Source organism: Paenibacillus sp. FSL R5-0470 (genome assembly GCF_037975205.1).
Lineage (GTDB): Bacteria > Bacillota > Bacilli > Paenibacillales > Paenibacillaceae > Paenibacillus_AQ.
Map to the genome: position 1 here is coordinate 4,074,675 of NZ_CP150238.1, position 20,206 is coordinate 4,094,880.

Here is a 20,206-nt window from a genome sequence, read left to right on the forward strand (position 1 = left end):
ATTTGTTAATATCAAATATAGCAAAAAGGCGAGGAAGATGCAATAAAAAGGTGAGAATAATTTCCAACTTAAGTCTGGCCCCAGTCCATGGTCGGTATCCTCTTCCTTAGCATAAGCCTATTTCTAGAATCAGCTAACGGTACTTATTCTTGACAATGATTTCTGGCAAGAATATACGCTGACAAAGGAAAAAACCCGCGATTTACGCGGGTTCGCGTTCGAACATGTATTTGTCATCCGGCTACTTCTTCTTCTCACCTCTGCGCTCGCATTATTGCCCACAGACCCCATCGTATAATAACTTAAAGCTAAGAATCTTATCGTTCACTTTGCCTCCTCGCCCTTCTGCATGCGGAAAACATGGGCGATCGGAGCCTGCCCGTTCAATTCGCAATCCGGAAGCGTGATCGAGATTCCTTCCGGCGTACGCTCAACCTGCAGCAAAGCGTCGCTTCCAACAAGCTCGATGCCTGAAACGGGCTCCTTATAAGGAATATGAACGAGCTTAGCTACGGCTTGATCTGCGCTTTCATACAAGTACGTACAGTATACGGTATTTCCTTTCGAGGTGAACGCGCAGGAACCGGCAAAATACGGTCCGCACACGCGTGTGCCGTATACCGCTTCACCGTAAACCTTCATCCATCCGCCCAGCTCATTGATACTCTTAACCGCCCCAGCCGGCAATCGTCCGTCGGGTTGAGGACCTACGTTAAGCGCCAAATTGCCGCCTTTGGATACGACTTCCATCAGAATGCGAACGAGCTCTCTCCCCGATTTATACTGGTCATCGTATTTGAAAGCCCACTGTGTGCCGATCGTAATGCAGCTTTCCCACGGTACGTTCAGCGGACGCTCCGGAATCGTTTGCTCCGGCGTCACGTAATTTTCGTAAGGCCCTCCGACTGTACGATCCGCGGATAACAGCCACGGCTGCGTTTGACGGGCGCGCTCGACAACCTCGCCCAATCGAATGTCCTGCTTTACCTGATCACTATCTTTAACCCAGCCCGCATCCAGCCACAAAATATCGATCCGGCCGTAACGGCTCATCAGCTCCATGATTTGCTCATGGGTGAAATCGACGAATTGCTCCCACAGCCACGGATATTCCTCGGGGGAGTACGAAGGCCCTCTCCACGTATTGCTGCCCCGTTCCATTCCTGGCGCCCAGTAATACGGCGATTGCCAATCCGCCTTCGAGAAATATGCGGCGATCGCAAGCCCCTTGCTGCGGAAAGCGTCAAACACATGCTTGCAAACGTCGGCATAGCGATGTGCATGAAACGGCGTTTCGGAGCCAGTAATTCGGTAATTCGTCGTATGTGTGTCCCACATGCAATATCCGTCGTGATGCTTGGTCGTGAAAACCAAATATTTGAACCCGCCTTCGGCAGCGATTTCCGCCCATAGCTCCGGCTGGAAGCGGAATGGATTGAACGTGCGGTTGAGTCCGAAATATTCGCGCTTCATCTCTTCGTAGTCGCTCGTCCAATCGACATCTTTACGCGCCCAATCACCATCTTCGTCGCTGAGAATCCAGGACTCAACCTCAATCTGCGAATAAGGTCCCCAATGCATCATTAGGGCCAATTTCTGATCCTTGAACCATTCCAACCTTTCCAGCGTAATTGGATTTTCCGGCTTCACCCAATTCGTCTCGCTGCTGTAACCGTGGACGCCTTCTTTCAGTTCCGCCACATCTGCTTGCTGAAGTTCCTTGATTTCCATATCGTTCATCGGGTTGCCTCCTTCGGTTCTCCGCGTCACATCAAAGTAAAATTATTAATTGTAAACCCCCAATATAGAAATTGGGGGTTTACCCGGCTAGTGTATAACTCTATTGAGCAAAGCTGCTGCTTCTGCACGGGAAGTGATCCCGCTCGGAACGAATTTGTTTGCTTCTCGACCGTTAATTAAATGAAGTGCCGCCGCCGCTCTTACTGACTCAAGCGCCCAGGTTGCCACAGCGGATTCGTCGGTAAAGGAAGAAGCTGTTTTTCCGTTCAACTCGACGTCTTTCAAGATAACATACGCCCGCATCAGCATAGTGACTATTTCTTCGCGTTTGATGCTAGCATCGGGATTGAAAGACGTTGTGCTAATTCCTTTAATAATGCCTGCTTTGACCGCCATGGAAACAGCTCCCTCGTACCAGGCACCCTTCGATACATCCGTAAATTTCGATTCGCCCACTGATGTCAGGTTCAACGTTTTGACAAGCATCGCCGTAAATTCGGCCCGTGTTATAGAACGCTCTGGCTCGAACATTGCCTCGCTAGTGCCTTCAATAAATTGCTTCGCTGCTAGCTGTTCGATCGCATCGGCCGCCCAGTGAGTGGACTTAACATCGGTAAATAATTTCTTGAATTCGAGCACCGCATATTTACTGAAATGGTGAATATCGGCCACCCATTCTCCGTGTATAAACGTGCCTCGCACATATTCCAGCGTACCATTGTCTGCCAAATAATAAATGCCAGTCAGATTCGGATTTAAGGAAGGATCCGCTTTAAATCGAATCGTCATCGGTTTATCGAAGCTGTTCAAGCTTGTCACTTTACCATCTTTTCCGACAATCGATAAGCTAAAATTGATCACATTGCCGGAAATTATAATATTTGCATGCGTGGAAGACTGCCTTATCGCTAGAAGGTTGTTAGCATCGGATTCGGATAAGAGAGTCATGATTAACTCTATCGTACTGTCTCGTTTAGCTTCTGCGGAGTATTTATCCGTCAACTGTTTAAGTAATTCAGCAGGGACCTCCAATGTGAATGAACCCGTTTGAATGACTAATGGATGTAGTCCAAGCAGTTCGGCTGCATTGGCAGGAAGTACAATTTTCTCTTTATCTTTGGCAACAATCGTCACGACTCCGTTGGAGGCTGGAGTGGTAAGGTCCTCCGATTTCACTACAAGTGTATGAGCATCGGTATTCCCATTGACTGTACCACCGGTAGAAGGAATACTACTATTCTCACCACTCGTCGGAGGATTACTATTTTCGCCACCTGTCACCTTTTGCTTAAACGTAACATTGATCGTATGGTCGGCGGTTATGTTTGCAACCGTATACACGCTTCCGGTCACCGACACGGCGGTACCGTCTAACAGTACCTCGTCGACTTCGTATCCATTATTAGGATTAAATGTAAAGGTTTGATCATCACCCTCATTGACTACAACGGCGCCGTTCGGACTGATCGTTCCATTTTCCCCCGCACTCGCCGTGATCGTCTTACTGACCTCGCCACCTGTCTCTTTTTGCTTAAACGTAACATTGATCGTATGGTCGGCGGTTATGTTAGTAACCGTATACACGCTTCCGGTCACCGACACGGCGGTACCGTCTAACAATACCTCGTCAACTTCGTATCCATTGTTCGGATTGAAGGTAAAGGTTTGATCATCACCCTCATTGACTACAACGGCGCCGTTTGGACTGATCGTTCCGTTGTCCCCCGCGCTCGCCGTAATCGTATTACTGCTCTCGCCAATTTCTCCGTTCTCCGCGAGATTATAGAGCTCAAGCTCATACATAGCGTACATACCCCATGTCGTATAGTTCGCATCGTTGATCTTTATTCTGAGCTTAAGCGCATCTCGTACTTCAGGAATATTGGCAAAGGTATGCTCCATAACGCCGTCATCTTTGCTGCTTTTCCATTGGATGGGTACCCCCTGTGCTATGGTTTCAAAGTTTATTCCGTCTGTAGAAGCCTGAACATCGATATTGGAAATACCCTGAATTAAACCAGATGTCGTAGCCATGACGATGGTGTTAAAGGTTTGCGGTTGTTCCCAAGTAAGATTAATCTCATGCGGAAACGGATGTTCGGTATTGTAGCCTCGCGAACTCGCGAACATGGTATAAATAATACCGTCAACCATTTTTTTGGCACTATAGTCCTCCCCTTCACGTTCTGCCGTTGCTGTAATCTCAAAATAGCTTCTGGCAATATTGGTACCTAGCCCATCCTCATTTCCTTTGAGAAAATTTAACGTGTAGAGCTTTGTAGTTGTCCCGTCGCTTGCAGTGGACCTGATATGAATTACGCTTTTTCCAAATGGAATGTCAAAAGTCTGCGCTGTGTTATTGGCGACAGTCTTTCCGTTGACCTGCAAGGTACCCGCTCCGTCCGAAAGTGTTGGCATTATCTCGATGGAGTTTAGATCATTCGGGATCATTACTGAGTAGGTCATCGTACTATTGTCAAATGTAAAAGTAGGAACATTAGGGATTGTTAAATTACTAAGCGTTCCGTCTGCTGTAGGGTGAATCTCTCCGTTGTCTGGAAGGTTATAAAGCTCAAGCTCATATAGCGCGTATATGCCCCAATACGTATTGTTAGCGTCATTGACCCGTATCCTCAGCTTCAGCGCGTCATTAACCGTAGGGATATTCGCATAGGTGTATTCCATTTTGTTATCGTCTGTGCTGCTAAACCATTGAATCGGTACCCTCTTTGCAAAGGTGGTCCAATTCGTTCCATCTGATGTAGCCTCAATATCAATATCCGTTATCCCCTGTAATAAGCCTGATGGCGTGGCCATGACCATCGTATTAAAGGTCTTTTGTTGAGTCCAAGTCAGATTGATCTCATGTGGGAATGGCACAATACTCGTATACCCGCTTATACTAGCAAACATGGAACCGTAACTTCCATCAACCATATTAGCCACACCATAGCCACTGCTGCCTCCCCTATCAGCTGTTGCTGTAATCGCTGAATAACTTCTCGCAATATTGGTGGTCGGTTGATTTACATTGCCTTTGAGAAAGTTTAAAGTATACATTCTCGAGGTTTCCCCATCACTTGCGGTAGAGCGAATAAGGATCTTACTTTTGCCAGTAGGGATGTTGAATGTAAGCCTCTCACCGCTGCGGTAAGGTAACCCGTTGATTTCCAGGGTGCCATTTGCATCCGTAAGTGTTGGCGTAATCGTGATCACATCTACATCGCTCGGAATAATGGCCTGGTAATTGATATTGTTTTTATTAAAAATAACCGACGGCATGTTAGTCATTTCCAAACTTTGCAGCGTTCCGTCATAGAGCTCCTGTCCTTCATACATGCTTACTCTGAAGCCGTCAACGAATAGGTTTTTGTTCTCCAGATTCACTACCTTGATCGTATGCTTGCCTCCTGACAAGTTATGATTGCTGTATACCGATATCGAATCGAGTTGAACTTTTTCATATAGGTCTATAATCACTGGCGCGGAATCGTCGATGGATACGGAAATTTTACCAGATCCTTCATTTTTCTCCGCGATAAGATCGATGCCAGCCCCTGTAAAAGTATAGGTCAATTCATCACCCGCTTTTAACGTGCCTTGAACGCCGCCCATATAAGCGTATTTCCGGCTTTTTGCAAACCATTCACCATCAAAAGTGATCTCACCGGTCGCGTTATCGGTCATGTAAGTCATAGGTACATCCTGCCCATCGTAGGGACTAGTTGGCACAGGAATTTCACCCAATGTTTCTCCGGCCGCCGCTTTAACCAGATAATCATGAAGCTTGCTGATATATTCATTATCCAGGGTATATTTTCTCGGATCAGATGGGTTAACAGCGCTATCTACTATACGTTTTGCAAGCCCAGGATTGGTTTGCTTGAGTTGGTGCATCAGTTCGTATTCCTCAAGTCCGTCTCTTTGGGCCTCGTAACGCAGTGAGCTCTTAACCGTCATATGTTCCTTGTCTGGATATACGATCGTAGAATCTCCATAATGAGGGACATACCATACGTTCCATCCCCAATGTAAGTGTCCTTGTACACCTTCTTGACTAAGATTCCAGAATAACAGTCTGCCAGTCAATATGGGCTGCGTCCAGAATCTGTTCAACCACGGAGCCGGATTCGCATCGCAAGTATACACCCATAAGTCTTTGCCTGCCGCCTGCTCCGCTTTATAGAGACTTTTCTTGTCCTCGAAAACTGGGGTTAACGGGACCCACACATCCACATAAGGTTTGATGGTATCGTTCATTAGAGTACCGGCCGCATCAGCATCCAAAGTCTTGAAATCCGGAACGACCTCTTTTATTTTTCTAGCGATATAGGTCATATAGTTTGTAATGCTCGAACCGTTAGGTTCGTCCTTAGTATGCTGATACCAAGTAATACCATTAAGCCAACCTTTTTCCTTTAAATGATCGTGCAATGCTGTCAAGTAGTTCGTAAGATAAGCGTCTGTAACAGGTAGTGAATCGAATTCAGGTATCGACGTTTTCCACGGATCTTGTGGATTATTATTGTTTGGTCTCTCACTTTGTGGCATTTGTTCTAACGCATGGATCAAGTGTATGTTCGCAAAATGAGTAATTCCTCTATCCATAAAGGTTTGAACATATCGATCGAACAAAGACCAGTCGATATTCTCCGGTATCCCGTCTTTAAAAGACACCATTTTTGTACCCTTTTCATTTAATAATAAGTCTGTACGAACCCAAATCATGTTCTGGCGATAGTCCGTCATGGTCTTGGCGAAATTATCCATAAGCTCAAACCACTCATCGCTATACGTCTCCACTCCATAATAGTTCTCGCCAACGTCATAACTAGACTGAGTTAAAGGATCATCTACAATCTCAGGTGGATTACCTCCAATCATAAAACCATTCGTCATCGACCATTGATAATTAACGAAATTAGCCTCAGAGGTTGGAGGGATTGCAGCGTTAGCAACTTCAACGTTAATAGGTACTTGATAATCGCCCAAAGTTGATTTCACCGTAACTATACCGAAATAGAGGCCAGGAACAGCATCGGCAGGGACATAATTCGTTATTAAGATGGGCTGAGTTGAATTTGCTGCTACATTTATAGAGGTATCATTCGAAAGCGGGTCGGGAATTTCGGATAAGGGGTAGATTTGCGTGCCTACCAAATCCGGTCGATATTGATTGGGCTGCACGGTATCCTCAAGCATGTATTCTTCAAAATGATAGCTTAAGTTGCTGTTTGAGATTGTATTTCCAGGAGATACAAGATCGGAAAATTCAATTCCTGTAATCTTAAAATCACTTGTGCCTCTTACAGCAATTTGCTCACTTTCGTATTCGTTTTTGGCTGAAACAAGATCAATGCTGTTGTCATGATTTGCGGGAATCGTGCTGGTCCTATATACAGCTTTCAATGCATTTTCCACCCACACGTCCAGGTTGCTACTGTCAGCATGGACACTAGGCGCATTGCCCTGGAAAAATGTACTTCCTAGAATCATGAAACAGATCATTGTATACATTGTCCGTTTGAACATAGATCAACCATCCTTTCATATTCATTTAATTTTAGAACACATTTAAAGCGCTCACATTATGCATTATAATCTCAATTGAAGTCTTGCTAAATAAGAGTATTTTTTGAAATCTAACAGATTTCGATTGTAAACAAAAAAAGGGCCATGCTTTTATGAGCATTGGCCCTTATGTGATCATGTATCTTCTTCTCTGATGTGACGATACTGCGGTATGCGCACGATAATGGAAGTGCCAATCCCAGGTTGACTATGAATATTGATCCCGTACTGGGATCCAAATAAGAGCTGTAATCTTTCTTGCACATTTTTAATCCCATAGCCGGAACTTTCATGTTCAAGAATACGTGCGATCATATACGGTTCCATACCGACGCCATTATCCTCCACGACAAAAACAATATCCTCACCGTCAAGACTTGCCCGCAGGATGAGTTTACCTCGCCCCTCCCGCTTCAGATCGATGCCATGCATAATCGCATTTTCAACTATCGGCTGTAAAATCAAATGAATCATTTCAAATTGAAATACCTTGTCGTCGGCATCGAATTCTACGTCAAATCTTGAATTGTGCATAGCTAATTGAATATGTATGTATGCTTGAACGTTAGTCCATTCATCTTGAATCGCAATAATTTGCTTCCCTTTATTTAAAGTCGTTCTGTAATAACTAGAAAGGTTATTTACCAAGTCACTAATTTCTTGAGCATCGATTCGCAGCGCTTTGGAATTAATTAAAGATAAAGAATTATATAGAAAGTGAGGATTGATCTGAGCTTGCAGCGCTTTGAGTTCGGCCGACTTTTGCGTGACCTTTGTTTGATATACTTCCGAAATGAGTTGATTTATTTGTTTAAGCATAGAACCGAATCGATCGGTAAGCTGCCCGATTTCATCTTTGGAATTCGTGGAAACAACAACTGTAAGATCACCATCTTCCACCATCTTCATTTTGGTGTTTAGTTTCTCGATTCCTCTTAACAGCGTCTCAGAGAACAAGAAGATAATAATACTGAGGAAAACCATACAGATGAGTACAATGATACCCGTGGCGCTTAAAATATTGCGAATGCCTGTATTGTATTGATCATCGGAAACCAAATAATGCAGGACCCAATCGGTTTGCGGAATATCTTTGTTTATAACTAGGTAGGATTCGCCACCTAAGCTTGCTTTTGAAGTACCACTCCTTGAAAGGGATTGAAGCTGAACATCATCCATCTGCGGGTTATGCTCTGTTAACACCGGCTGATTCTTTTGATCGGTAATAATGATGCCCCTACCTTCATTCATCTTGCCAATGAAATCACCGAAGATTTTATTGTAATCAAACCGGACGTAAAGTTCAGCGCTCACGATTTGAAGATCGATATCGCGAATCACTCGAGTGGCAAACAATTCTCCATCCTCGAACCACCACTTCGTTGACTCGCTGCTCTTTGTCGCTTCATACCAATCGTTATCCTTAACTGCTGAAGAAGGCGTAATGAAGTTTCCTAATTCGGATTGCCGATTCTCAGAATACAACATAATCTCAGTCATATCCCCAACCATATACATTAAATTAAAAAAAATAGGTTCAATTTTATCATTCAACGTCTTAAATTGAGCGTACAAATCCTGATCTGGATTACTCATCAAATCAAGAAGCGCAGGATGAAATACAATCGATTTCATGGATACATCCTGTCTCTGAAGACGGTAACTAATTTCTAACGCCAGCTTCCTCGCCTCGTTATCCGCGCTTTGCTGAACCTGGCTTTTCAATGAAGCTTTGGAACTTTGATAGGCATACAAGCCCAGTACAATCGTTGGCAGGAAGATAACAATCACATATGAAAGCAATAATTTCTGACGCAGGCGGATATTACGAATAAATTTGAGCAGACTCATCTTCTTCCGCCACCCTCCCGATATTGAATAGGAGTCAGGCCGTTATGCTGCTTAAACATTAAATTAAAATAGGAAGTATTCGCAAATCCAACTGTACTGGCAATATCAACAACTTTAATCGTTGAATCTCGCAGTAGCTCCTTCGCTCGCTCCATACGTACAGCTGTAATATATTTGATTAGGTTTTGACCTGTACTTTTTTTAAAGAGGAAACTTAAATAACTTGGCGATAAAAAGACACGATTAGCTAAATAGTCAACCCCAATATCATTTCCGTACTCCATCTGGATGAGTATCTGTACATCTTCAATTACTTTGCGGCATTGATCATCTGTATTCGTTTTAATTTGCAGCAAATGTTCCTGAAAAACGGATAAAATGACTTGCCTCAACTCAGCAATTGAATTGCAAAGTGCGATTCGCTCCAAACCTTCCTTTAGTAAACTGCTGCTTTTTTTGCCTTGAAGCTCTACTACTTTTTTCAATATTTCTGTAAATAAAAGTTTGGCATACATAGAACTAAAGCGCTTACTATTTCGCATACTCGCAATGAGATACTCTATTTGATGCTCGAGTGTACGATATTCATTTCGTGCAATGGAAGTATAAATCTCCTTAAGCATAAGCTCTAACGATTCGTCGTCTATATGGTCATGAATGCTTTCGGCATCTTTGGAACAAACGACACTTCTATCCATAAAAAACCGAAAATTCATTAACTCTTCCATTTGGGTGAACTCGTCATGAAGCCCTTCTAGCTTATCTACCGGACTACCGACAATAATTAAACATCGCCGGTCGAAGCGAGTCTCCAGCCATTCTTTAACCTTTTCTCCATAAGTCATAAGCTCTTGCCCGTTATCGCTGTTCTTTGAAGCGGGATCAATTACGACGAGCATGATGCTTTGGTATTCATTGATATGTAATAAAAGCATCTCATGTTTACTAGTCGATTGAAGAAATTCAAACGCTTCTGTATGATGTTGATCAAAAAAGTGATTTTGCAATCCAATCATAATCATATACATCCGCTTATTTTCCAGATGATTTAGTCCAGCAAAAGCTGCCCGTTCCTCGTAATGGACGTCACTCTCACGACCTTGAATGAGATCAAACAGGAGCTTTTCTTTCTCATACGCCACTCCTTTATGAAAACCTTTGATCAACAACTCGTCCTTCTCTCTCTGAAGTCGTTCGTCCTCTAGTATAGCGATTATGGATTGGAATATTTTGAGGAATTCCTTCACATCGATCGGCTTCAACATATAACTAACCGTTCCAAGTTGAATCGCTTTTTGTGCATATTCAAATTCCCCATAAGCACTGTAAATAAGCACCTTAAGGTCCGGAATGACTATCTTTGCCTGCTTGATTAACTCTAAACCGTCCATGAATGGCATGCGAATATCCGTGAATAACAGATCTACATGATGGCCCCTAATATATTCCAGCGCTACTTCCCCATCGTTGGCCTGAGCAACAGAAAAGGGTAGAGCATGCTTCTGAATAAGCCATTCAATAGCATCGATTTCGGCTTGTTGATCATCGACTACTAGAATATGATACATATTTTCCTCCTAACCGTTCATCGGGCGGTAATTACTCACTTCCAGAGGATACTCACTACAAACCAAAGCATAGCACACTAGGCATTCCAATTCATACCATGTTACATTAACCACATGATTTGGTTTCTATTGTCAGATGGATTCTGTTAGATTTCGCAAAAATCTGTTATTTCGATGAAAATGGTATTTACATTACAATGAAATCTATACCGCAAAACAAATTTTAAATTTGGGAGGTCTTTGTATGAAGAAAACGTGGTTAATTCCCACTACTGCTTTACTCGCCTTGTCAATCCTCATAACAGGCTGCAGTTCCAACAGTACGAACAACAGCAGCACAAAGGAAAGTGCAACACCAAATGATACGGCGGCGCCGAAAGAATCAAAGGCTCCCGAACCGGTAAAAAAAGTGAAGGTTAGATTATCATATTGGAACAAAGAAGACAGTGTAAAGGCACTTCTGCAATTATTCAAAGATAAACTTCCCGATATAGATGTGGAGTATCAGTTCATCGATAACAAGACTTACGTAGATGTCATCAAGACCCAGCTTGCAGCAGGCGAAGGTCCTGACATTATCGGTGGAGTAATCGACGCAAATACCGTCAAGACAGGATATTTCGAAGATTTAACAGAACGTTATGCTAGCAAGTATTATGAAACCGGCACGTCCACCGCGACATTTGATAATAAACTGTACGGATTGCCGCAAGCTAGTTGGTTTAACGGGGTTTACTATAATGTTGACCTATTTGCCAAATATGACCTAAACGTACCAACAACGCTTGATGAGTATTTCCAAGTAGCTGAAGTACTTAAGAAAAATGGAATTAAACCGCAAGCAATCGGTCTAAAAAATCCTAACGTAGCAGGCCAGTCCTTCCTTGGTTTAGCACTTAATGAATTTATCGGCACAACCGAAGGAAAAAAATGGAACGATGATTTTGGTAAAGGAAACTCAAAAATGGTCGATGCCCTGGAGCCTGCTTTGACGACATGGACCGAATACTTGAAACGTGGTGTCTTCACCAAAGATATGCTTGGGCTTGAAGAAGAACAAGCGATTGACGAGTTTACAAGTGGCAAGGCAGCTATGTTCCAAGCAGGACCTTGGTATATGGAAACCTTTAAGCAAAAGGCGCCTGACATGAAGATTGATATGTTCCCGAACCTGGGTACAAAAGGTGGCCCGGGTTGGATGGTCGGTGGTCCAGGGGTATCGTTTGGTTTGAATGCGAAGTCCAAAGTCAAGGATGCAGCGTACAAGGTGCTTGACCTGTTATCTACACCAGAAGGTCAGAATGCTTACTGGGTCGATAATAAAGGAGGTTCCTCTTTTTTGAAAGGGGTTACTTTTGAAATGCCAGCAGAGTACAACGGTGCTCAAGAAGCTTTCAAGGCGGGCAATGTCATGTACCCTGTTAATAATTGGGGCGTTGCTGGCCCTGCTTTCTCAGATCTAGGAAAAGGTATTCAAGAAATCATAGCAGGTACTAAAACGCCTCGACAAGTGCTAGAAGCGGTAGACAAAAAAGCAGTTGAACTGTTGGAGAAATCTAAATAGGTCGTATAAATTACAAGGGGCAAAGCGATTTGCTCCTTGTACATCCTATAAGCTAAAGGTTGTTGCATATGAACAAACCAAACATTTTCAAACGAGAAATCAATTATGTTCTGCTTCTGCTTCCTGCCTTACTTATTTATTGTACCTTTTTCATATATCCGACGTTAAAGACCGCTGTATACAGCTTTACGAACTGGTCAGACGTGCATCCCGTTGTTGTCAAATATGTTGGACTAAACAATTATATCGCTCTATTTAAAGATTCCCTCTATTTAACAGGGATTAGCAACACTTTAATCTATGCAGTACTCGCGATGCTCGGACAGAATTTGCTAGCCATTCCATTAGCGGTATTTCTCAATAAAAAATTAAAAACAAAAAATCTGCTGCGGGCTGCGTTCTTCCTTCCTGCGGTGTTCAGCGTATTGGTTATCGGTTTTCTCTGGAATTTTATGTACTCACCTTCCGACTTCGGCTTGATTAATCAACTAGTAGTTGCTCTTGGCTTCGAACGCATCAATTTTCTCGGAGATCCGCGTCTTGCGCTCTACTCAGTCATCATCGCCTCCGTATGGCAGTGGGTGGGTTACACAATGGTTATTTATTTGGCCAACTTACAGAGCATCTCAACAGATTATTATGAAGCGGCGAAGATCGACAGAGCGAACGGGTGGCAATTGTTCCGTTATATCACGCTTCCTCTACTGCTTCCAGCGATCACCTTCAATACGGTTATGGGGATGATAAACGGTATGAAGGTATTTGATATTGTTTATGCCTTGACTGGAGGTGGCCCTGGGTATTCTACTGAAACGATCGTATCACTCATGATCAAAAAAGGGCTCAGTGAAGGTTTCTATAGCTACGGAGCCGCATTCGGAATCGTCTTCGTGATCCTCGTTGGCTTCATCACCTTTCTTCACTTTACACTAATCAAAATGTGGGAGCGGCGGTAATATGAATCGATATACTAAAGGGTCTGCCGTTTCTGAAATTCTCTTGATCGTCATAGCCGCGATTTTTTTGATCCCTATTTACTATTTGATTATCACGACTTTTAAAACCCCAGCAGATGCAGTCTCTAGTCCGATGGGCCTTCCAATTAATATCACATTCGACAACTACGTTCGCGCCTTTAAAGCAATGAACTACTTCCATGTGTTAGGAAATAACCTTCTCATTACGATTTCCTCCGTCGCGGGTATTGTTATGTTTTCTGCGATGGCTGCTTACAGCTTGGTACGACATACGAACCGCTTCAATCGCCTCGTGTTCCTTTTATTCATGGTTGGAATGATGGTACCGTACCAAATGGGGATCTTGGCACTTTATAAACAAATATCCCAGCTTGGACTTATGAATTCCCACACGGGTGTTATTCTTATAGAAATTTGTTACAGCCTCCCGCTCTCTATCTTTTTAATTAAAAGCTTTATCGGTTCTACCGTTCCATTTGAACTGGAAGAAGCAGCAAAAGTAGACGGCTGTGGGGTGTGGAGAACTTTCTTGCAGATTGTGTTCCCGCTGCTTATGCCGGTGATTGCCACTGTAGCGATCGTGAATACGCTGGGTGTGTGGAATGATTTCATGACACCGCTCTTGTTCTTGCAATCCCGTTCAAAGGGTGTATTACTCTTAGAAGTGTTCCGCAATATTGGGCAATTCTCGACCGACTGGACGAATTTCTTCCCGATGATGCTCCTAGCGGTCGCACCACTCATTCTGTTCTACATTTTCATGCAAAAATATATCATTAACGGCATCACGTCCGGCTCGCTAAAGGGATAGGGAGTTAATGACAATGGGTTCACACTGAATCATACAGTTGTCAGCAGAAAGTAAAATATTACACTGAACCTAGAAATTAAAACAGCGATAGCACAGGACGAGAAAAAAGTCCTAGGCTGTCGCTGTTTTATTGAAGTAACGTTTTCTGTTAGTTCAATAATTCATTTTACCGATTTGGCTACTATCCATCTCAATATAAAAGCTCTAGCTCTTCTTTCTGCAATCAGTTTTTTCAATGAATAATTTATCTCCCTATATAACAGGCGCTATTTCATTTTTTCCTTCTTAGTATCCTACTCTTTTTTTTGCATGGATCGTAACGGTAATCAGCATATCGGCTTCTGCGTAAATTGATCGTAAGTACTTGGGTGGATGGGTTGCGCAAGATGAAATAACGAATAGCTTCCCCATCAGCGATTGAGTCGCCTGGAATACCTAGAATAGCATCAACTATTATATTTGTGCTTGTCTGTTTTATAATTTTTAAACCCAACACTCTGCTAGGCAATCCCCCCGTATCTGCATCAGGAGAGTAAAGACGTCCTCGAATGTTTTTAAAACCTGCGGAGCAGATCATGCGATTTGCGTACACATTGTTCCAAAATTGGCGATAATACCGAAAAATTTTGATTCGGGTCGAGAATCGCAAGGGAAGTCTGTAGTAATCAAAATCACCGATTCGAATCGGTGGACTGTTTAGATCATACGAAAAGACTACTTTCTCCCATGCCTTTTCCGCATTCTGAATAAATGCCATAAGTCGTTTTCTCGAAACCATGCCGTCCCCCTCCTTATCGCTCTTCCATTGCATTCTATGTATGTTACCTTATGGAAGGCACGGCAAGAATGGATCCTCGTATTTCATGATTTTTCATTTCATGATGTTTGCCGGCTCATAAGTAAAAACCTTATTTTTGAGACAGCAACTTGTAGCAAGGAACGATTACTGCTCGCACTTCACGCATTACAATCTTCGTTGTCAAGGAGCAAATGAAGATGATAGCGGATATCCGAGCATTGAAAAATAAAACAGATTTCATCCTTGTATACCTACATTTCGGGAGAGAATATCGATCATTTCCATGCAAGCTGCAGCACACAAACAAAACGCGACTAAACCGTTCCTACCGGCAGCCGCGTCATTTCTTGCTAAGTAATTTCCTTATCTCTCTAGCAGTAAATCTAAATCCCGAAAGCCTGGAGTGCTTTTTCGATGAAATGTCCAAACGCATCTTTCCGGTAAAGCATATGTTGCAGATAACTGAATTTTCAAGGAGGGAAGCATATTGAATAAGAAAAGAAAACGTCAACACCCCGTTCGCAAACAGCAAAACGAATTTATAACACCTGCAATTTTAAGACGAACGATACGAAATGTGCTGCCCTTCTATCGCGAAATCGTACGCAATCCAGCATACTCAGCTGCATGGGTGCAAGCGGTGAATAAGATTGATTTTGTGCAGATGGAAAGACTGTTTCAAAAGGTAAGCCATGCCCCAATTGCAGAATTGGGATCAGGGTACAGTTTCGGCTTTCGTACACCTATGCGGGATCGACTATACGTCAACGGTTTTTTTCTTGACCCCGCTCAAAGTAAGTATAAAGTGGGAGAACATCTCGTAGTAGTACAAGCTATTCTTCCCTTATACCTCAGGTTGGCAACTGATATTCCATTTGCAACGCGTGTCACTGCCGCAATTAATTCAGGTAATACGACAAGACTGAACAGTTTAATTCGCGGATTAATACGCTCCCGTTTTTTACTAACTATCAGAGCACAAGATTCAGGCTTCAGAATCAGCTTTAGATTTCCGATCAGTCGCAAAATATATACTAATTACACCTTACTAGGAGTGGGCTAGTTAGTTGTTAAGACTGCCGGCTTTCACTGGTGGCAGCAACTGATTGAACTACTCGCGACTAAAGTGGTAAGATTCCTAAGTACGGGAGACTAACGTTTCTACTCCGCCGCTTCCGTCAACCATGCTTGCATAACCGGTGATTCCGCCCGATTCAAACGTAGGGCGATTTCGGTATTGATCTCATCCGGCGGCATGACTTCGACAAGGACACATACTGACTCTCGCAGCTGATTCATGGCAAACATGCCTTCATCATCAAGCATTTTCATTGCCAGCTCCATGGCCTTCAGCCTCAAATCAAACTCGCGATTCCCTTCGTCATTCTCAAGATCCGCTATGAAAGGACGCTCGATGAATCGTTGTTTAACGTGATCGAAGTTCTCATCCCCGAAACAACAATAGGGTGAATCGGCATAGGACCATTTGATGAGTTCAGCAATCGTCGATCCCGGTGTGTCACTTTCGTCTCCTTGTCTGGTCGATTCCATCTCCAAAGCTTCCCACGACCAGGCAGAGATGCTAGGCGCATGTCCCTCGCCAGTAGTAAGTAGCGTACAGTAATAATAATGTTCGCCATTTTCAAAAAGAGCACGAAATGACTTTCTGGCAGCAGCGGCGATTTCTATCGCCAGCGTCTCTATTTCTTGCATCGGCTTCATGATAACGGTCCTCCTTTCCATTAGTCGATCAGCTCAGGTTATTTAAGAACGCTCGTCAATCAGCCGTTCTAGAAATTCCGCAAACGTTGAAGCATACTTGTCGATCAAATCATTCATGAGATCATAACACATGATCGGAAATTCCCCCTGTTTATCTCTAGTAGACGTATCAAAAAAATAAAGCTCGTCGCTATCCGGCACGAACAAGTCCAGTCTGTGGGGAAACCGACCTACCCACCATTCCTCGGCTTTATTCAGTCTATGTATGTAAAGAAGGTCGCCGTCGTAATACTCTCTATGTTCCGGAGCTGCGATCGCTAGAATATTGCCGTCTCCCAACCGGGCATTACCGTAATGAACCAGCCACCAGCGATAAGATGGCGGCAGGCAGAATCCTAATTCCTCTTCAGCTTCTGCTATCCAGCTTTCTTCCGCACCATGGCCAGGAAACCATTTTAAAGCGGAGGTCGTTTTCAGTTTTTCTGCCAAACTCTCATACATAAGTTCGATCCCCTCTCCTTATACATGGGTTTATTGTAAGTTTTGGATATCTCTCCAATCTTCTACAAATGATATGGCGGCGCTTTTCCTGCTACAATGTTATCAGGATGAACGTCAGTTGGCTCATAGTCATTCATACGGAGAAGGATATACTCAATCTCTTCTAATGGCATCTGCAATTTTTGGCTGACTTCATAAAGACCCATGTCTTGCGAAAGTAGTTTCCGTGCTTGATTTAGCTTTCCATTTAGCCAATTGTTTTCAAGCATCCATTTTTTCACCAGATCCAGTAGTTGATTTTGAGTTTCCTTATCTGCATGCTTATTATACTTAGCGACTGACTCTGACAAATAGTTACAAAGGTGACTGCCTAATACCTCACGTTGCTCATGCTTGGACATCCGTTGGTACTGTTCATAACTTATGCTGATATCTAATTCGAGGGTATGATCCCTGCTTTCAAAACGTCTGGATGTTGTTCGACCATAACTTTCAGGTAAAACACGCAATACAAAAAAGATATCATAGGGAAACTTCCATGTATTTGCTAATTCCTCTAAGGGCAGCAGCTCATCTCTCAATTGACCCACACACGTTCCATGTGTATCCAAAGTAAAAACTAGTTTCATACATACCTCCCTCTCCCACACTTAAGGAGTATCCGGATCATCTGTTATTTTCTGAGATCGCTTTGCAGCCTTTCGACAAGAGCCACTGCTCCATAACTTCAAACGCCTGCCCCGCATCCTGTTCATAGAAGACAGCCACCTCTTGCTGGTAGGCATAATTCAATCGTACATAGCCGCCCAGCTGCCGGTAGAACAGGAAACAAGCATAGGCATTCTCAATGGACAAATCCGGCGGAAATTCGTTTTGGCATAAGTCGGCCAGTTCGGGCAGCGTAAGCTGATCCTGTCCTTGTGGCAAACGCAAAAAGAGATGGCTCCGAGTGCCCGTCCACGGTTCATAGTAGATGCTCTCCCCTTGGCTGATTCCATACACCTGACGATATATTTCATCCAGCACCAAGGCGTACATCCCTTCGTCTTCCTGCTCCCGTGCCTGCAGGGAAATCGCCTTTACGTGCTCCGCATGCCGAGGTAGCCAGAGCAGCCTAGCTGTCTGGGGATGTACTGCCAGAAAATCACCGTCCACCGTTGTACCTATAACGATACACTCGCCGATCTGTTGCTCACTAATGGGGCTGTTTTCGTCATGCTCCCATAATCCGTACTCGGCAAAAGGTTTAAGCACCTCCGCATCGGGAAGCTGAACATTCAACCACCCTCTGTAAGTCCCTTCACCGAATCGCCGCAAAAACCGGAGGTAGCCCTGTGGATAAACAGTAACGTCTTCCTTCGCAAGTGCTTGGTTTTGGCCGTCAGATAGCGGTTTTGGCTGAGATACGATGTACATAAATACTCCTCCTGTTAACTGAACGATCCTACCTTTTATTGAAAACCCAATTTTGCTAAAGATTGTTGTATTTCCCGGTCTGCTTTACTTTTGAAAGTTGCAAACTCCACTGAAGATAAAGAATTCGGAAGTTTCTGATGGATAAAGGAATCAAAATCGATTGCCGTCTTGAGAATACGAAGCGTGTGCAGCAAAGGTAGTTGCTCCATTCCCGTCAAACGGGTTAAGCCTTTACAATTCCTAATAGAAAGTTCCTCCAGTGCCTTCATATCCTGGTTAAAGCTGATTTCCTTCAGTTGGATTTGATCCTCAATAACAAGTCTCTTCAGCGCTTGAAAGGCTGTAATATTGGTCAGGTCATGGAAGCCGCGGACTCTAGTAATCTCCAGGTTCTCGATTGTATTCTCTTCAATTTCATGAATGTGCTCCCGGCCTCCAAGCAAAATGCGAAGGTGCTCCAGCTTCCTCAGCCGATTAATACAATGTAACGGCAGTTTGCTGATCGAATGCAGCGCGAGATAATTCAAGTTCTCCAGATAACCTATAGCATCAAGGTTTTTAACCTTACCCCCTACATGTAATTCCTCCAGATCAGAGAACTCTCTAAAATATTGCAGGTTGAGGGTCTTTTTATCCGAGATAATGTTTAATTTATTTAGAGAGTGCAACGTATCAATCCCCAAAATTTCCGAATTCTCCAGCTCGTATATGCCTATGCTCAAACTGCGCAGGTGATCCAGCTTCGCCAATGCTTCAGTGTTATGTGCCTGGGTGAGACTATCGAGGTGCAGCATTTTCACATGAGGAATCCGCAAGAGAGTATGACAATCAAAAGACAGCGAATAGTGGGCGTAGAAACGTACTCCGAAATCCTCATTCCAGCGCGCGCAAAGCTCATCCACTTCTTCCAATATGGAGCCATAAAAATCCGGGTGAGAAAATTGAATAATCACTTGGTTACCGTCGTGCAAATCCCGCTCGATCAGATCCCGGTCCAGCAGGGCAGGATTATTGATCAGAATTCTTTTTTTCCATATTTTCCGCATCCATTAATCCTCCTTTTTTGCCATTGATCACAAGCCCGTATTTACTGAAAATCCACGATTTGCTCAAATCGTGAATCGCATCATGGCTTATACGCACAGAAGGCTTTTGCTCCTTCATAGCATCTGCGTCATGCGCCGAGAAGCGAAGCGGCTTTGTCATTTTATTAATAGAGTCTTTTATTTCATCGAAAAACTTATATGTTAACGGCTTATGATCCCTGATATCCTCATAGATATAATACTTCCCGTTTTCATCTTCCAAATCCATTTGAAAGCCTTTAGGAAATGAAAGCAAGATACACGGCAATTCATCCTCTGCCCATTGTCCGTAATAGGGAAAATGGACACCTTCATTTCTCGCAAAAAATCCGGAGCCTTCATTATCAGACGCAACAGAAATGGAATAAACAAAGAATGGGTGACCATCATTCCTTTTTTCCTCTGCCGTAAAATAATGATAAAATGACTGATACGCCTCATACACCTGATTCTGGTCATGCTCTGTCTGGGCATAATTGGTTAGATAAAATTGCGCTTGCTTATGTTCAAAAAGCTTCAAAACGCTTTCAAACTCTTCCGGCCTTATGAAGAATCTAAGTTTATAAAATCCGCTGTTCTTTAATCTATCCATTTCTTTTCT

Annotated in this window: 15 protein-coding genes; 4 read left to right on the forward strand and 11 right to left on the reverse strand. The window is 43.4% G+C overall.

Annotated elements, in window-relative coordinates; translation table 11 throughout:
- Positions 1 to 324 precede the first annotated feature (324 nt).
- From MKY99_RS17995 to MKY99_RS18010, 4 genes are all read right to left on the reverse strand, one after another.
- Complete coding sequence (locus tag MKY99_RS17995; RefSeq protein WP_339265479.1) at positions 325 to 1,740, reverse strand: alpha-L-fucosidase; 1,416 nt, start codon at positions 1,738 to 1,740, stop codon at positions 325 to 327.
- Positions 1,741 to 1,827: 87 nt separating this feature from the next.
- Positions 1,828 to 7,272, reverse strand: a complete 5,445-nt coding sequence (locus MKY99_RS18000; protein ID WP_339265480.1) for a glycoside hydrolase domain-containing protein — start codon at positions 7,270 to 7,272, stop codon at positions 1,828 to 1,830.
- 174 nt (positions 7,273 to 7,446) lie between these two features.
- On the reverse strand, positions 7,447 to 9,162 hold the full coding sequence (locus MKY99_RS18005) for a histidine kinase (protein ID WP_339265481.1): 1,716 nt from the start codon (positions 9,160 to 9,162) through the stop codon (positions 7,447 to 7,449).
- The gene (locus tag MKY99_RS18010) at positions 9,159 to 10,730 is read right to left on the reverse strand and encodes a response regulator (protein ID WP_339265482.1); all 1,572 of its coding nucleotides are present in this window, start codon (positions 10,728 to 10,730) and stop codon (positions 9,159 to 9,161) included. The genes MKY99_RS18005 and MKY99_RS18010 overlap by 4 nt, the downstream gene beginning before the upstream one ends.
- 244 nt (positions 10,731 to 10,974) lie before the next feature.
- Between MKY99_RS18010 and MKY99_RS18015 the strand changes: the two genes are divergently transcribed.
- The 3 genes from MKY99_RS18015 (at position 10,975) to MKY99_RS18025 (ending at position 14,082) form a co-directional block, all read left to right on the forward strand.
- Positions 10,975 to 12,294, forward strand: coding sequence for an extracellular solute-binding protein (locus MKY99_RS18015; protein WP_339265484.1), 1,320 nt, complete (start codon positions 10,975 to 10,977; stop codon positions 12,292 to 12,294).
- Between the two features lie 68 nt (positions 12,295 to 12,362).
- Positions 12,363 to 13,250, forward strand: coding sequence for a sugar ABC transporter permease (locus MKY99_RS18020; RefSeq protein WP_076286224.1), 888 nt, complete (start codon positions 12,363 to 12,365; stop codon positions 13,248 to 13,250).
- Between the two features lies 1 nt (position 13,251).
- Positions 13,252 to 14,082: a carbohydrate ABC transporter permease gene (locus tag MKY99_RS18025; protein WP_339265486.1), complete on the forward strand. Its 831-nt coding sequence runs from the start codon at positions 13,252 to 13,254 to the stop codon at positions 14,080 to 14,082.
- 271 nt (positions 14,083 to 14,353) lie between these two features.
- Here the strand turns inward: MKY99_RS18025 and MKY99_RS18030 are convergent, their stop codons facing one another.
- A complete protein-coding gene (locus MKY99_RS18030; protein WP_339265488.1) occupies positions 14,354 to 14,860 on the reverse strand; it encodes a DL-endopeptidase inhibitor IseA family protein in 507 nt (168 codons plus the stop codon).
- 508 nt (positions 14,861 to 15,368) lie between these two features.
- Here MKY99_RS18030 and MKY99_RS18035 point away from each other — a divergent pair.
- A complete protein-coding gene (locus MKY99_RS18035; RefSeq protein WP_339265490.1) occupies positions 15,369 to 15,944 on the forward strand; it encodes a hypothetical protein in 576 nt (191 codons plus the stop codon).
- Between the two features lie 98 nt (positions 15,945 to 16,042).
- Here MKY99_RS18035 and MKY99_RS18040 read toward each other — a convergent pair whose 3' ends face one another.
- The 6 genes from MKY99_RS18040 to MKY99_RS18065 form a co-directional block, all read right to left on the reverse strand.
- Positions 16,043 to 16,624, reverse strand: a complete 582-nt coding sequence (locus tag MKY99_RS18040) for a DUF4303 domain-containing protein (RefSeq protein ID WP_339265492.1) — start codon at positions 16,622 to 16,624, stop codon at positions 16,043 to 16,045.
- A 21-nt stretch (positions 16,625 to 16,645) separates the two neighbouring features.
- A complete protein-coding gene (locus MKY99_RS18045; protein ID WP_339265494.1) occupies positions 16,646 to 17,104 on the reverse strand; it encodes an SMI1/KNR4 family protein in 459 nt (152 codons plus the stop codon).
- A gap of 62 nt (positions 17,105 to 17,166) precedes the next feature.
- The gene (locus MKY99_RS18050) at positions 17,167 to 17,733 is read right to left on the reverse strand and encodes a hypothetical protein (protein WP_339265496.1); all 567 of its coding nucleotides are present in this window, start codon (positions 17,731 to 17,733) and stop codon (positions 17,167 to 17,169) included.
- A gap of 37 nt (positions 17,734 to 17,770) precedes the next feature.
- On the reverse strand, positions 17,771 to 18,520 hold the full coding sequence (locus MKY99_RS18055; RefSeq protein ID WP_339265498.1) for a hypothetical protein: 750 nt from the start codon (positions 18,518 to 18,520) through the stop codon (positions 17,771 to 17,773).
- A gap of 35 nt (positions 18,521 to 18,555) precedes the next feature.
- Positions 18,556 to 19,566: a hypothetical protein gene (locus MKY99_RS18060; RefSeq protein ID WP_076300594.1), complete on the reverse strand. Its 1,011-nt coding sequence runs from the start codon at positions 19,564 to 19,566 to the stop codon at positions 18,556 to 18,558.
- Positions 19,529 to 20,197 carry a hypothetical protein gene (locus tag MKY99_RS18065; RefSeq protein ID WP_076286232.1) on the reverse strand — a complete coding sequence of 223 codons (669 nt, stop codon included), beginning with the start codon at positions 20,195 to 20,197 and terminating at the stop codon, positions 19,529 to 19,531. The genes MKY99_RS18060 and MKY99_RS18065 overlap by 38 nt, the downstream gene beginning before the upstream one ends.
- Positions 20,198 to 20,206: the final 9 nt, after the last annotated feature.